Here is a 13688-nt window from a genome sequence, read left to right on the forward strand (position 1 = left end):
GTCTCGGTTAGATATATTTCTACTTGCGCTTTTTCTTCTGGAGGGATGTTTAACATGAAATTTTTCCGATTTTTTCTCTCTATTCTCTCATAATTCTCTCAATGAGTATTTATACTCGCTCTTAAGTGGGATGCACCCGTAAGAAATAAGAAACTTAGTCAAAAACCGTAAGCTCGCCAAGTCGATTTCTGATGCTTCTTGGTATCAATTCACTGAATGGTTGAATTATTTTGCCAAGATTTATCGGATTGTTTGTATTGCTGTTCCTCCCCATTTTACTAGCCAAGATTGTTCAGTTTGTGGGACGAGAGTTCAAAAAACATTAAGCACTAGAACTCATCAATGCCCCAATTGTAAAACAATCTTAGATAGGGATCATAATGCAGCCATCAACATTCTTAAAAAAGGGTTACAATATTTGGGAAATTATCTCAACGGTACTGTTGGGCAAACAGAAACTGACCCAAACGCCTTGGGAGAGTCCGGTCTCTGGATTCTTAATGGAGACATTGAGAATCTAAGCTGTCTCGTTGAGCAAGGAATTTCTAACAGCGATGTGGAAAGAATCCCCCTTCACAGCGTAGCTTGACGGTGGGAGTATGTCAATTGATACTGATATTCTTTCCTTGTTTTTCCGCAATCATCCCTAGGTCGTTCATTGTTGTAATTTGTATCTCCAAGAATACAGGCAATTGAGTTTTAGCTTGATTACTTATTATGAAATCTTGAGTGGTTTAAAACATCGAGATGCCCAGAAACAGCTTGACAAGTTTTTGGAATTTTCCCAAGGGAATCAAATTCTACTTTTAACCAACGAATCGGTGACGATATCAGCTAGAATTTATGCCGACTTAAGGAAACAAGGGACTCCTCTTGACGACATCGATCTCTTAATTGCAGGAGTAGCTATAGCGAATAATTTAGTATTAATTACCCACAATCAAAAGCATTTCAGTAAAATTGAAGGGTTAGAATTAGAAGATTGGACACTATAACTAGGGTCTGCTGAATCAATGTGAAATGTAGGCAAGGTAAGGGTTTTGTGGCTTTTCTCGTGAAACAGGTGCAAGATTTTGAGAGAATCGTGCTTCAAAACCTTGCGTCTTCATCGGCCCGCGTCCTGTAGGGGCGAAGCATTCGGGCAATAACCTATCGGTGAAACCGGAGATTTTCTATCCGAATGCTTCGCCCGTACTTTTTCAGCAGACCCTAACTATTCTGGAAAGATTTGGCAGATTAAGTGGCTTAGGCAAGGAAACAGAGATGAAACGAGATGAGGTACTGGCAATTCTAGACGCACACAGGGAAGAGTTACAAAAACTGGGGGTAAAATCTTTGTCTTTATTTGGTTCAGTTGCCAGGGATGAAGCTCATGCGGACAGTGATGTGGACTTGTTAGTAGAATTTAATCGACAAGGTGGTTTTTTTCAACTTCTGCAAGTACAGTATTATTTAGAAGATATTCTGGGATGTTCTGTGGATTTAGGAACTCAGGATGCCTTAAGAGAACATTTACGAGAACCTGTGCTGGAGGATGTTATCAATGCCTTCTAGAGATTGGCGACTTCGCCTTCAAGACATTTTAGAATCTATCAGGGAAATTGAACAGCGTACAAAGGGAATGACGTTTGAGGAATTTGCTAAGAATCAAACAACTGTCAAAGCGGTTCTCTATGATTTTATCATTATTGGAGAAGCAACTAGAAATGTACCAAAGGAAATTCAGTCTCGCCATCCTCTTATTCCTTGGCGTTTGATGGGAGGAATGAGAAATGTTGCAACTCACGAATATTTTCAAGTTAATTTAAGTAGAGTTTGGGCAACTATTTAAGAAGATTTACCGACCTTAGTGCCACAACTACAAGAAGTGTTAGAAAGCGAAATAGAAGCAGAATAGTTGTTGGATAAGCGAAAGCAAAAAAATAGACCCCTTCAACTGACTGAATAAAGGGGTGGCAATGGTCGTATTTTTAGAAGCAATTTAGCCTACTTTTGTGGTTTCTTTTCCGGTGGATTTAGAGGACTTCAGTTTGCGTTTGAGGGTTGAAGCTGCTCCTAGTGTACCGAGGGCGAGGAGGCTGAGGGTTGAGGTGGGTTCGGGGACTCGTTCGATACCAGGAGCAGTTACACTTCCTGCGCTACTGGTAGGTTGATTATTAAGTGATCCACTAAAAGCTGCTGCTGTAGAAAAACTAACAAAAAGAGGAGGATCGGCTTGACCAGGTGCTATATTTGCGACCAGACTCCAAAGTAATCCTGATGTACCAGATATGGGATCTACGCCCCATGTACCAGTTACAGATCCATTTCCTGTTGTACCGTGTATGTCTGGACCCAAAGAAGCAGATTGGCTGAGAGGGGTGCCAACAAGAACAGTGGTTACAAAAGGTGAAGCCTGTGATGGGTGTGCAGCTAGACTGAATGTACCAGTAACTGTAACCGGTGTATCAGACGCAATGAACCCCTTAGACGTGGCAGCCTCAACTTTAGCTAATCCTAAACTTGAAGATGCAATGGCTGTAGCAGCTATTGCTAATACTTTTTTCAGTTGATGAGGTTTGAATGAATTCATAGCTATTTATCCTTTTATTGTTTTGGGTTATAGTGCGATCGCCCCCTCGCATCTAGGTCAAGCAACAGCACCCAACCCCAAGGGCAGACAACAAAACTATACACACTCCCCCCCCCACAACTGTATCAAAAGCTACAATTTACAAATCTTTACATTCCCCCCCCTGACACGGACTCACCTGGGACAATAGGGACATCCCCTCCTTCCACCAAGAAATGCCTCCTCAACGCCCAGATGAGTTTGGAACCACAACCCGAATAACGACCCATATCAACTGACGGGACTCAAATGCCCCAATTCGACGCTTACCGCATCAAAGCGATTGTCCCCAGGGCGATAGGAGAGAATTTCCAAGCCAATCGGCTCGCCACTGGTGGAATCCTTAATCAAAATCACCCCATCCCCCAGTTCAGTACAAATCTGCTCCTTTCTGGGGGATTGCCAGAAGACAGTGAGTAATTCCGTTTCCGGTTCATAGAAAACTTTTACTTGAGCCATAGTGTTTTCCCTTAAGCAGAATTTACGCCGCCTCCAGTTCATAATGCAAGACCAGAAGCTCATCGCCTGGCAGAATAGCCATCGCATATTCCCGCCCCTGACTGTCAGAAAATTCCACTAAATATTGATAGCGCGAACCTTTTTCATATACCTCAACCACTGTTCCCACCTGTCCGCTTGGCAAGCTGGGGACAGCTTCATAATCTGGCTCAACTAAAGTCAATCGCTCCCGAGGGACGGAGTTGAGGATGGCAACCGGATCTAAGAGTTTGATGTCTTTCATTTTACTTCACTTGATAAAGGCAGAAATTAGGCGAGGGTTGGGATTAATTAAGCCGATTTCCCAGATAGTTCGCAGTTGTGTTCCTTCCCGTTTTGGTATCGTCCAATCCACTTTAAACTGCTGGCCGAATTCCGTGACCGCTTGTTGCACAACTTCCCCCTCCAGGGCAGCCTGTTCGATGAGCGATCGCAAAACCTCAGCATTCTCGGCAGTTATTCCCAGACGAGAGCGAAAGACTCTGGCTTTATTTTTTCCCCTGGAATGTTCTGGATTTAAGCAATAGCCAATCAGTTTTTCCATCGAGACTTCTGCCAGTTCCCCGTTGGGTAATTTCATCTGCGGCACTCCGAACTTTCTGATTCCCCTCAGAGCAATTCTATTCGCAATTGGCGGCCTACCACAGAAGCCGCCCGTTGGATGGTATCGAGAGAAACGCCCGCCTTTTCCGGATCGAGGGGGCGGTCGAGTTGCGCCCGGCTGGTCTGCATCTGCACCGCCATCTCTGTTTTGGTCAGAGAGAGCCGTTTCATCTCCTCAGCCAACTGCCGCAACCGCACCCGTTTGAGCGCCGCCGCACTACAGTCCTCGTAAAGACCTTCTTCTTTGAGAAAATCATCGAAATCAGAGCCAGTATGGGGGTTAGCGGTCATATTTTTCCTGTTCCTTCTTGCGCTTGAGAGCTAAATCGATTTCCTGTTTGGGGGTTTTTTGGGACTTCGCCGATGTTGCCGTGCAGCAAAATCATCTCCCCTTGGCTGATGTAGAAAATGACCCGTGCGATGCGCCCGCCAGTCAGCTTGCTCCGCACTTCCCACAGGTCTTTGTAGCCAGAAAGGGAACGGCATAGGGGCAAGCCGATGGGAAAGCTAAACGACCCGTCCTTGATGTCGCTGCCAATAATCCGGCAATCTTCACGGCTGAGAGTTTTCAACCAGTCCTTGACTGGCTCCGCTCCCCCTTCGGCGCGAAAAAACTTGGCTGGCAGTCTTTTCAATCGTTACGCCCTCAGTTATTGTACCTTATATGGTACATCAATGTCAGCATTTCAGAGCGCAGGGAACTAAGATTGGAAGTTGATAACTATTAAGATTCCCAGTCTTTTCTCTTAATATCAAATTGCCTGAGCAAACTATAGACAACGGGGGATAAAACAATCCCCATTGCCAGGACAAAAACCAAGCCACTGAAGAGAGCATAGAGGGAGGCAAAAATCTTCGCACTGGTGGTTGGTAAAGTGCTAATCGGTCCCATCCCGCTCAGAATCATTGACGCTTCGACTAAGGCATCCACCCAACTCAAACCGACCGTCCAGTGATAGCCAATAATCCCAATACTTAGTCCTAACAAGATGAAAACTGCCGACAAGCCGAGATAGGTGAAAAACCTGCCGAATAAAACCTGAATTGATTCTGACTGCTTCATTGAGACAACCAAGACTTTGGCTTTGAGTTTAACTCAGAAACGGGGAGGATGAGAGTTAATTTCATCAAGATTTAAACTTTTCAATTCAAGTCTAGCAAATCATCAGATTCATTTAGGAAAATTCAGCCCTTTCTATGATACAATAGCTGAAGTCAACTCTGGTTCTATAGCCGTCTTAATGCCCTATCGCTGTTTTCTTAAATAACTGATGCCTAATATTTATGTAATCGGCGGGGCTAATGGGTCAGGCAAAACCACTGTTGCTCGGAGATTGTTGCCTAATTTTCTTGACGTTTTTGAATATGTCAATGCCGATGAGATTGCTTCTGGACTATCGCCTTTTAACCCTGAATCTGTTGCCAGACAAGCGGGACGTTTAATGTTAGATCGTCTAGACACCCTGGTTCAAGAAAGAGCCGATTTTGCCTTTGAGACGACCTTAGCCGCCCGAAGCTTTGCCCCTTTTTTGAGAGGCTGTAAAAGTCAAGGATATACAATTAACTTGATTTACTTCTGGCTACAAACCCCGGGATTAGCCATTGAAAGAGTTCACAGGCGAGTAGAAAGCGGGGGACATAATATCCCTGAAGAATTCATCCGCCGCCGCTACGAACGAGGGCGCAAAAACTTAACTCAGTTATATTTACCTCTGTGCGATAAGTGGATTGTCTATGATAATTCTAGGGATGACCCGCTCTTAGTGGCTGAACGCCCACTCAAGCAACAACCGATTATTTATTCCCCCCCGCTCTGGCAACAAATAACCTCAGAAACCAATGACTAAAAGAATCTCTGACAAATTATCTGAGCAAATTGACACAGGAGTAAGAGCCGCTATTGCCGAAGCGATAGAAAGACATCGAAGATTAGGAGAATCGATTAGTCTTCTTAAAGATGGACAAATCGTGACTTTAACTGCTGACCAAATCCCGCCAAAAGATGACAAGAAAACTACTCCGCAAGTAGAGATTGCCCCCTAATCCAACTGAATAAACTGACTACTACCCTCATTCGGTCTGGCATGGAGGTAAGTCATCCGCCGCCGCTACGAACGAGGGCGCAAAAACCTAACTCAGTTATATTTACCTCACAGGAGGATGGCAATGAAATTAGCTGAACTGAGAAAACAAGGATATCAAGCTTTAGTTGACTCTTTAGGGGTGGTGGGAATGCTCCGCTTCCTGCAACAATTGGAAGTCGGCTATGGAGATTACACTGCCGAGCGACACCAGTGGTTAGATGAACTGACCCTCGCCGATTTTCAGAGCTACGTTCAACAAAAGAAAAGCATCAATGATGGGGAGTTAGGAGTTAGGAGTTAGAAGGTAATAACTCCGAATTCCGAACTCCAAACAGATATTCTTTCAAACCGGAAAAGGAGAGCAGGATGAGATTAAAAGTCACAGAGGAAGGATTTTCAGGTGTTTTTCTCTGTTTTACTGCTTCTCAGGCGACCTACTGCCTTCCGTGAGGGATTGTGGCGCGGTGTGTAGGATTCGGTAATAGGGTTCAAAATTTCGCTAACATTGTTAGGTAATTATTGATTAACTGTTGTTAAGCCTTGCATCTCCCCAGTGGGCATGATTTCCAGACTACAGGTTATCTTGGTAGTTGGGAGGGTGTATTATACATCGCTGGCGATCGCAGTATAATTTCTTAGGTTATGGAGTTCGAGTGGGATGACCAAAAGAACAACATCAATATTGAAAAACACGGGATCGACTTTGATTTTGCCAAGGAAATCTTTTCAGGAGTCTGGATGTCAAAACCTGATAATCGCAGAGACTACGGCGAAGAAAGATTAATCGCTTTGGGACTTTTAGGAGAATTTGTCCTAGTTGCAGTGTACACTCTACGAGAACAGAAAATACGGCTTATATCTACAAGACGCGCTAATGCAGAGGAAAGGAGAATTTATTATGAGTATGTCGAAAGAGGAACAATTAAAGATCCTTGGTCAGATGAAAGATTCTGATATAGATTATTCAGATTTACCTGCTACTGATGCCGAATTTTGGCAAGAAGCTACTGTTAATTCTCCTCTAAAAGTTCCTGTAACTCTTCAGCTTGATCCCTCAGTTGTTGCTTGGTATAAACAGCAATCTCCCCAAAAATATCAGACTTTAATTAATGCCGTACTAAAAAAATATATGCTAGAACATAATTGTTAATTCCGATTTCCGGTTCATAGAAAACCTTTACTTGAGCCATAAGTGTTTGGCCTTAAGCAGAATTCACGCCACCTCAAGTTCATAATGCAAGCTATACAGTTTCCTCCATCATTTTGGAAGAGTCAACTCTTTTAGATGTAGGTGCGGTATGATGACACAGGTATAGTTTTTTTGCAAAGTCTAATTTCTAATTAAAAAGGGAGAAAAACCAAAGTGGAGTGCGATCCTTCGACCTCAAAATCCTATTTATCCCCTAAATCTCCGTCTTTTCCTGATTATTTTCACCTGATGCTGTTAACTGGCCGCATCTTATTGCAGCACAGTACCACCACCGAACGAGTGCATCAAACCATTCAGCAATTAGCGGAAAAATTCGGGGTAGAAGTCCGGATATATTGTGAATATGAAGCCATTAAACTAACTGTCAAGAGTGAAAATGAATATTCCTCACACTTTAGTCGCCCCATCACCAGCATTGCCGTTAATATGGCTTTAATTACTCAGGTTTTTTTATCGATCGAAAAGTTTCAGCAAAATCGTTTAACCTTGACCGAGTTAATCCAGAAATTAGAAAAGATCGATAAATATCCCCCTATTTATTACCCTCGCTGGTTCATTATTCTGATGTTAGGCCTTACAGGGGCAAGTTTAGCCCGTATTTTTCAGGGAGACTGGGCTTCCTTTGTGATTACGGGAATTGCCACAGCAGTGGGCGTTATCTTACGGCAAGAACTGGGGAAAAGGCATTTTAATCCTTTTTTACTTAATTTTCTAGCTGCTTTTTTGGGGGGATGTATCGGGGGAATAGCAATTCAACTGGGATGGACTTCTACTCCTAATATCTGTTTTCTCATCCCGTCGATGATGTTAGTACCGGGGGTTCATCTGATTAATGGAGTCTTAGATTTAGTCGAGAATCATATTCCCATGGGCATGGCACGTCTAGAGTATAGTTTAGTAATTCTTAGTTCAATCGCCTTTGGTTTACTTCTCTCGACAACGGTTACAAACGCCTTACTACCTGTCAGTAATCCTGTTTCTCCCTTACCTCTATTTGAAGATGTGATTTTTGCGGGATTAGCGGCTATGGGATTCGCCATTTTCTTTAATGTGCCGCCGAAAATGTTATGGGCTTGCATTATCTGTGGCATGGTGGGACATGGAGTAAGATGGTTGTGCATTGACCATGGACCGGGTATTATTTGGGGTAATTTAATTGCTTCTGCTGTTGTGGGGACCATGGCGCTTTATTTTTCTCATCGTTTTCACGCGCCACCGGCTGTAATCGCTTTTGGGGCGGTAGTGGGAATAGTACCAGGAATCTTTGCGTTTCAAGCAGCAAGCGGCTTAATTCAGATTATGACCATACCAGAGAATGCCAGTTCTTTATTACTTGCCACCACCCTAGGCATGATGACAAAAGCTTTTTTAATGACTTTAGCTATTCCCATTGGGTTAGCCATACCTATCCTTTTACGGTTTCAACGCCAACCCAATTTTTAGGAGCAATTCGGTTCTTCAGTTCGCTAGAGCCAAAGAAAGCTTCTGATTATCCAGCAGCCAACGCATTTGATAGGCACGGCGAGCGGCATCCGCCACTTGATTGAGAAATAAACTCAAACCAACGCCGCTAGAGATAGCACCTAACCAAGGAATTGCCCCACCTACTGAACTGGGAGCTAAATAGATAGTCGCTTGCTGGAAAATCGTTTCAGCTGCCAGCGAGATTGCACCTTTGTCGCCGATTTCAGTGAGAAAATTGTCAAAAGCTTGGCGAGAAAATTGCCTGTGACTGTCTCTCAAATTATCCACCGCTTGCCATTTAGCCTCTGGAGTTTGGGCGGTAGCTGCTGCTAAGATAATCCAAGCAAAATTCCGCTCCTGTTCCGTTGTGGTCGAGTAACCATAACACAAGCCAATTCTCTGAATAGTTTGCAGAGATTGAACTATTGACAGTGGGATTTCGCCAATTACTCCGATAACTCCTATCAAACCGGCAATTGTCCCTTCCACTTCAGCAGTTGCCAAGGTTTTTTGCTGGACTTTCTTCGCTAAGTGATCGCAATCTGCTAAGGAGACTTTTTGCCAGTCGTGATCTTTCTCAACTCCAGCTAGGTGTTTCAATTGATCCCACTCTTCTTGCCATTTTTCCGCTAGGCGATCGCACAAATTTAATGTCTCATTGATCCATTTTTCTGGAATAAGCCAATCAGTAAACTGCCCAAATACACCCAACAATCTAGCAATTAAAGTTGTTAAAAAATTAGGAATTTCTAACCACCAACGCTTAATTTTATGAGCTTGAGCAAGTTCGTAGAGAGTTAAACCATTCGACTGATACCCCGGCAATTTAATCGCCAGGGGCTGAGTTGGTTGGTAAGCTAAAGCTTGCTCAAGGATTGTTGCTAATTGTTGCTGTAACTGAGTTTGAGAGAAAGCAGCTCTTTGATATTGGACAATCAAAGCCTGATTGACGGGAAATACTTGAGCCTCAATTACCGGTTCTATTGCCTCCAATAAACCCTGCACTTTCAGTCCATAATACTCATCTTGGCGCAGTCGAGGAACACGCAAGCGAACGCGCCCTGGAACCGCATGAATCACTTGATATTCTACTTCTAACATCTGACTCAACTTCCCCTTATTATTGACTTTTTAAACTTGTGCCATTGCTAGTTTAATTTTCTGTTCAAACTCTTTAACTGACAAGCTATCTTCGGTATAACTAACTGCGAGGGAAGCTGCAATGGAATTAATCTTAACCTCCGTCACTCCCTCAACCGACTCTAGTATTTGCTGGAGTTGAGCGGCATAGTCAGCATCTTTCCGCAGTCGAGGAATCCGCCAGCGAATTCGTCCGGCAATTTGATGGACAATTTCCGGGGCAGTCGATAGCGGAAAAGTTTCCCCCATCGGGATAGATTCTTCTAACTGCTCCACTTCTGCTCGATTAGATAGCAGCAAGGATTCTCCTAGTTGATCAATGCTTTTTGCTACTGCTGCTAAGGTTTGATGGAGGCTTTTAATCAGGAGTTCACCCACTTCGATGCTTGCTCTTCTGAAGGTTTCCCACCAAGCAATAGATGTCTCTGCTACTTCAGCGATGACTTTAGTTAAAGTCCTTTCCCAATTGAGAGGAGGAACATAGTATTTAACGACGAGGACTTCCACTTGTGTTTCTTCTGCAACTGTTAAATCGAGCAAGCCGCGTAACCTTTTTTGAATAACTTGTTCATAGAAAGTGACCACTGTTAGGCTGGCAGGAACAATCTCAAAAGTAGTGGGAGTTTCCCCCGCCATTTCCCCATCAATAGTAATGGCTTGGGGGGGATTGGTTGTCACTTGCACTTGTTTGGCTCGCAGATAGCCGATATGGTGGCTTTCTGTTGGTTGGTGAATCAGTCCACTTTCAAATAACTCGATCGCGTTGGCTAGGGCTTCTAGGGCATCGCTGGGGGTGAGAATCGTCACGTCTAATAAACCATCGTCTGGCTTGGTTTGACCGACTCCCTGAGCCAAAATTGACGTAGGCGGGGCAATATTAGCCACCGTGACAGCAGCGGCAGAGACAGTAAATTTCTCATTTTCTGTGGTAATTTCCGCCGTAAAAGGTACGAGATTTTGTAAGCGGTCAAGTCCCGCTAAAATATAAGCCAGAATACCAAATTCGTTTTTTAATTTTCGATCGGCTTCCTGTACTGTTTCCGCCTCGAAACCAATACCCGCCAGCAGCAGCATGGCTCTGTCGTTACAGCGGGCTGTATCAATCGTCAGGGTCGCTCCCTGTAAAATGGCAATACAGGCTTCTTCGATGGTGGTGGGCAATCCTAATCCGTTGGCAAAAGCATTGGCTGTACCGCGAGGAATCACTGCTAAAGGGATGCCTGTGCCGATAAGAACACTCGCTACCTCTGAAACCGTTCCATCGCCCCCAGAAGCAATAATTAATTCAGTACCTTGTGCCACCGCTTCACGGGTCAGCTGCTCGGCTGCTGCTTCTAAAGAGGTGAGGTAAATGGTGAGAGCGATATGGGGTTCCAATAAGTCTTTGATCGTTGCTAGTTGTGCTTCGGCATTGCCCTGTCCTGAGACGGGATTAAAAATCAGGGAGGCACGGCGGAAGGCTCGCGCTCGCTTTAGCCTACTGCTGGGTTGCGGGATAATACTGGCAAACATGATTAGCGGCTAATGAGTGATTTGTTCAAAAGTGATTGAGTAGGTAGGTGTTAAAAGTTCTCAGACACCCCCCTTATCAAGGGGGGATTAAGGGGGGATCGGCACCCCCCTTATCAAGGGGGGATTAAGGGGGGATCGGCACCCCTTATCAAGGGGGGATTAAGGGGGGATCGGCACCCCCCTTATCAAGGGGGACAGGGGGGATCAGACGCAAAATCTATCTTCAATTTAATTATAACTACTTACTTATAAACTGTAATGATTGAACAATAGAGCGAGAAATTGAAATCCCTAAAGGGATCAAGTGACTATATCTCGTCGCTGCGAATACTATCAACCAAATTCTGTCGCATCTCTAGGAATTCTCGGGATAGCCGCAAAGAAGCCGGGGTTACCTCGTGGTCACGGTGGGCAAAAGGATTGACGATATCCTTAACCACGCGACCGGGACGAGCGTGGAGGACAACGATGCGGGTGGCGAGTAAGAGAGTCTCTTCCACGTCATGGGTGATGAAAAAGATCGTTTTCCCTGTTCTCTGCCAAATGCCTCTGAGATGGGTTTGGATCGATTCGCGGGTGAGCGCGTCGAGTGCGCCAAAAGGTTCGTCCATGAGAATAATCGCTGGTTCGGCGGCTAGGGTACGGGCGATCGCTGATCGTTGTTGCATCCCCCCGGAAAGCTGATAGGGGAAGAAATTCGCCGCTTCCGAGAGTCCCACCATCTCCAAAGTGGCGGATACCCTTTGTTTTCGTTCCCGATCGCTCACTCCTTTCATTTTTGGGCCAAATTCGATATTTTTGGCGATCGTTAACCAAGGGAACAGGTTAGGACGTTGAAACACGACCCCCACATCGGGATCAGGTTCGGTATGTCGTTTCCCCGCAACGGTGACCATTCCCGTCGTCGGCCGTTGGTAGCCAGCCAAGACCCGTAATAACGTCGTCTTACCGCACCCAGAAGAGCCTAACACGCAGACGAAATCTCCTGCGAACAAGCTTAGATTAATGTCCCGCAAGACTTCATTTCCTTCGCTACCTGAGCCGAAGGTAACACCGACGTTGGCTAGTTCGCAAACGCTCACTTCTCGCGTCAGGGTATCGGAGATAGTTTTCGGATCAAAAGAGTAACTCATGGATTTTCAGAAACTAGAGGGCTTTGGTAAGGAGGCTTTTTTGAAAGGTGGCCAGATCGGGCGCACTGGTGATTTTTTTCTGGCTGACCGCGAAATCTGCCGATTCCTTAAGGATTCTGGCGAAGTCACCCGGATTGTCGGTCGTCCCCAGATATTTCGGCGATCGCTGTTCGCTCGAATCCAACCAGATCAACTCTTTGACCGCGGCGGCCGTTTCCTCCGGTGTGATATTCAGTTCCTTAGCTAAAGCTTTGATCGCGTTTTCCGGATCGCTCCGGTATGTCTTAACCGCCTCATCCAACACGGCGATATATCGCTTCACCACCTCGGGGTACTGTCCGGCGAATTCCGTTCGCACCACCCCGAGATCCGCCGTGATAATGCCTTTTTGGGCGAGATCGGCCGAGGATATCAGTACCGTTCCCCCGTCTTTCTGGAGTTTACCGAGATTCGGTTGCCAGACGTAACTCGCGTCGATATCGCCCCGCTGCCAAGCGGCGACGATATCTGGGGGTTGTAGATCCAATATCTTCACGTCCTTCTCGGGAATATTTTCCAGCGCCAGTAGGGATTCCAAGGAGAAATGAGCAGTAGAACCGAAGGGAGTGGCCACTTTTTTGCCCTTGAGATCGGCGATCGACTTGATGCCTTTCTTCACGATCAACGCCTCCGCCGCGCCGATCACGTCGAGGATAAAATACACCTGATAGGGTAATCCACTGGCGATACCCACGCTGGCGGGAACCGTACCCAACGCCCCGAAATCGATTCCTTTTGCGGCGATTGCGGTGTTCACGTCCCGTCCCGAATCGAAGCTGATGTATTCTACCTTGGCATCAGGAAAGGCTTTGTCCGCCAGTCCCAAGGCTTTCGCGAGTAGTTCGGGATTGGGGATCACCTGATAGCCGATGCGGATTTTTTCCGGAAGTGTTCCGGTTGTGGGGGGGGACGGGTTAGAAGAACTCCCGGTCTTCTCGCTGACACAGCTAGAGACGACCAAAGGTAAGCTCGCGCCCAATAAACCTAACAATACTTCTCGACGTTTCAAACGCATAAGATATCTCGTTACAATCACTAAAAAAAACTCACGTGTCGCGACCAATCCAGGGCAATTGGGTTTTCTCTATCCAACGGATCACTGCGTCGATCGCTATGGCGACCAACCCCATGATGGTAATGCCGACGAAAATGACATCGCTGCGGAGAAATTTACTGGCATCAAGTACCATCCAACCGATACCCGAAGTAGCGGCGACCATTTCGGCCGCCACTAGGGTGGAATAGGAAACCCCGATCTCACCGTTCGCTCATTTTTTCGAGTAAGAGAGTGTCAAACAGGTTGAAAAGCTTACCCAATAAAGGATTCAGCGACCCAGACTGACTCGGGTTCATCCCGAAGCAAAGTAAGTGGTAGTATAAATAGACTCCTCTAC

Annotated in this window: 20 protein-coding genes and 2 pseudogenes; 10 read left to right on the forward strand and 12 right to left on the reverse strand. The window is 45.5% G+C overall.

Features of this window, described 5'->3' with window-relative positions; genetic code table 11:
• Positions 1 to 142: 142 nt before the first annotated feature.
• The 4 genes and pseudogenes from O9324_RS26290 to O9324_RS26305 form a co-directional block, all read left to right on the forward strand.
• A pseudogene (locus O9324_RS26290) lies at positions 143 to 589 on the forward strand (RNA-guided endonuclease InsQ/TnpB family protein); the annotation flags it as partial.
• 103 nt (positions 590 to 692) lie between these two features.
• Positions 693 to 995: a type II toxin-antitoxin system VapC family toxin gene (locus tag O9324_RS26295; protein ID WP_288141750.1), complete on the forward strand. Its 303-nt coding sequence runs from the start codon at positions 693 to 695 to the stop codon at positions 993 to 995.
• Positions 996 to 1263: 268 nt separating this feature from the next.
• A complete protein-coding gene (locus O9324_RS26300; RefSeq protein WP_043996430.1) occupies positions 1264 to 1554 on the forward strand; it encodes a nucleotidyltransferase family protein in 291 nt (96 codons plus the stop codon).
• Positions 1544 to 1897, forward strand: a pseudogene (locus tag O9324_RS26305) (HepT-like ribonuclease domain-containing protein). The gene O9324_RS26300 and the pseudogene O9324_RS26305 overlap by 11 nt, the downstream one beginning before the upstream one ends.
• Before the next feature lie 84 nt (positions 1898 to 1981).
• Here O9324_RS26305 and O9324_RS26310 read toward each other — a convergent pair.
• The 7 genes from O9324_RS26310 to O9324_RS26340 all read right to left on the reverse strand — a co-directional run bounded on the left by O9324_RS26310 (position 1982) and on the right by O9324_RS26340 (position 4775).
• Positions 1982 to 2572, reverse strand: a complete 591-nt coding sequence (locus O9324_RS26310; RefSeq protein ID WP_288141752.1) for a PEP-CTERM sorting domain-containing protein — start codon at positions 2570 to 2572, stop codon at positions 1982 to 1984.
• Between the two features lie 270 nt (positions 2573 to 2842).
• Complete coding sequence (locus O9324_RS26315) at positions 2843 to 3070, reverse strand: hypothetical protein (protein ID WP_002756985.1); 228 nt, start codon at positions 3068 to 3070, stop codon at positions 2843 to 2845.
• Between the two features lie 22 nt (positions 3071 to 3092).
• Positions 3093 to 3353 carry a DUF4926 domain-containing protein gene (locus tag O9324_RS26320; RefSeq protein WP_002765844.1) on the reverse strand — a complete coding sequence of 87 codons (261 nt, stop codon included), beginning with the start codon at positions 3351 to 3353 and terminating at the stop codon, positions 3093 to 3095.
• A gap of 6 nt (positions 3354 to 3359) precedes the next feature.
• Complete coding sequence (locus tag O9324_RS26325) at positions 3360 to 3689, reverse strand: DUF6883 domain-containing protein (protein WP_002765845.1); 330 nt, start codon at positions 3687 to 3689, stop codon at positions 3360 to 3362.
• Between the two features lie 29 nt (positions 3690 to 3718).
• On the reverse strand, positions 3719 to 4003 hold the full coding sequence (locus O9324_RS26330) for a hypothetical protein (protein WP_287629882.1): 285 nt from the start codon (positions 4001 to 4003) through the stop codon (positions 3719 to 3721).
• A complete protein-coding gene (locus O9324_RS26335; protein WP_216628830.1) occupies positions 4000 to 4347 on the reverse strand; it encodes a type II toxin-antitoxin system RelE/ParE family toxin in 348 nt (115 codons plus the stop codon). Before O9324_RS26335 ends, O9324_RS26330 begins: the two co-directional genes overlap by 4 nt.
• Before the next feature lie 89 nt (positions 4348 to 4436).
• Positions 4437 to 4775, reverse strand: coding sequence for a two pore domain potassium channel family protein (locus O9324_RS26340; protein ID WP_185240552.1), 339 nt, complete (start codon positions 4773 to 4775; stop codon positions 4437 to 4439).
• A gap of 208 nt (positions 4776 to 4983) precedes the next feature.
• Here O9324_RS26340 and O9324_RS26345 point away from each other — a divergent pair, with 208 nt between their 5' ends.
• The 6 genes from O9324_RS26345 (at position 4984) to O9324_RS26370 (ending at position 8449) form a co-directional block, all read left to right on the forward strand.
• On the forward strand, positions 4984 to 5559 hold the full coding sequence (locus O9324_RS26345) for an ATPase (RefSeq protein WP_288141753.1): 576 nt from the start codon (positions 4984 to 4986) through the stop codon (positions 5557 to 5559).
• Positions 5552 to 5755, forward strand: a complete 204-nt coding sequence (locus tag O9324_RS26350; protein ID WP_185240554.1) for a hypothetical protein — start codon at positions 5552 to 5554, stop codon at positions 5753 to 5755. Before O9324_RS26345 ends, O9324_RS26350 begins: the two co-directional genes overlap by 8 nt.
• Before the next feature lie 123 nt (positions 5756 to 5878).
• Positions 5879 to 6097, forward strand: coding sequence for a hypothetical protein (locus O9324_RS26355; RefSeq protein ID WP_287630325.1), 219 nt, complete (start codon positions 5879 to 5881; stop codon positions 6095 to 6097).
• Positions 6098 to 6438: 341 nt separating this feature from the next.
• Positions 6439 to 6750 carry a BrnT family toxin gene (locus tag O9324_RS26360; RefSeq protein ID WP_288141754.1) on the forward strand — a complete coding sequence of 104 codons (312 nt, stop codon included), beginning with the start codon at positions 6439 to 6441 and terminating at the stop codon, positions 6748 to 6750.
• A complete protein-coding gene (locus O9324_RS26365) occupies positions 6737 to 6946 on the forward strand; it encodes a BrnA antitoxin family protein (RefSeq protein WP_288141755.1) in 210 nt (69 codons plus the stop codon). The genes O9324_RS26360 and O9324_RS26365 overlap by 14 nt, the downstream gene beginning before the upstream one ends.
• 213 nt (positions 6947 to 7159) lie before the next feature.
• Entirely contained in the window at positions 7160 to 8449 is a 1290-nt protein-coding gene (locus O9324_RS26370) for a threonine/serine exporter family protein (protein WP_288141756.1), read from the forward strand.
• A 15-nt stretch (positions 8450 to 8464) separates the two neighbouring features.
• On the opposite strand, the gene O9324_RS26375 is transcribed toward O9324_RS26370, so the two are convergent.
• The 5 genes from O9324_RS26375 to O9324_RS26395 form a co-directional block, all read right to left on the reverse strand.
• Positions 8465 to 9571 carry an EcsC family protein gene (locus O9324_RS26375; RefSeq protein ID WP_288141757.1) on the reverse strand — a complete coding sequence of 369 codons (1107 nt, stop codon included), beginning with the start codon at positions 9569 to 9571 and terminating at the stop codon, positions 8465 to 8467.
• Between the two features lie 30 nt (positions 9572 to 9601).
• On the reverse strand, positions 9602 to 11122 hold the full coding sequence (locus O9324_RS26380; RefSeq protein ID WP_288141758.1) for a YegS/Rv2252/BmrU family lipid kinase: 1521 nt from the start codon (positions 11120 to 11122) through the stop codon (positions 9602 to 9604).
• Between the two features lie 308 nt (positions 11123 to 11430).
• A complete protein-coding gene (locus O9324_RS26385; protein WP_287630318.1) occupies positions 11431 to 12255 on the reverse strand; it encodes an ABC transporter ATP-binding protein in 825 nt (274 codons plus the stop codon).
• Positions 12256 to 12268: 13 nt separating this feature from the next.
• Positions 12269 to 13309, reverse strand: coding sequence for a taurine ABC transporter substrate-binding protein (locus O9324_RS26390; protein WP_287630317.1), 1041 nt, complete (start codon positions 13307 to 13309; stop codon positions 12269 to 12271).
• 31 nt (positions 13310 to 13340) lie between these two features.
• A complete protein-coding gene (locus O9324_RS26395) occupies positions 13341 to 13514 on the reverse strand; it encodes an ABC transporter permease family protein (protein WP_288141759.1) in 174 nt (57 codons plus the stop codon).
• Positions 13515 to 13688 lie beyond the last annotated feature (174 nt).

It is taken from the genome of Microcystis sp. LE19-84.1B (assembly GCF_027531875.1).
GTDB lineage: Bacteria > Cyanobacteriota > Cyanobacteriia > Cyanobacteriales > Microcystaceae > Microcystis > Microcystis panniformis.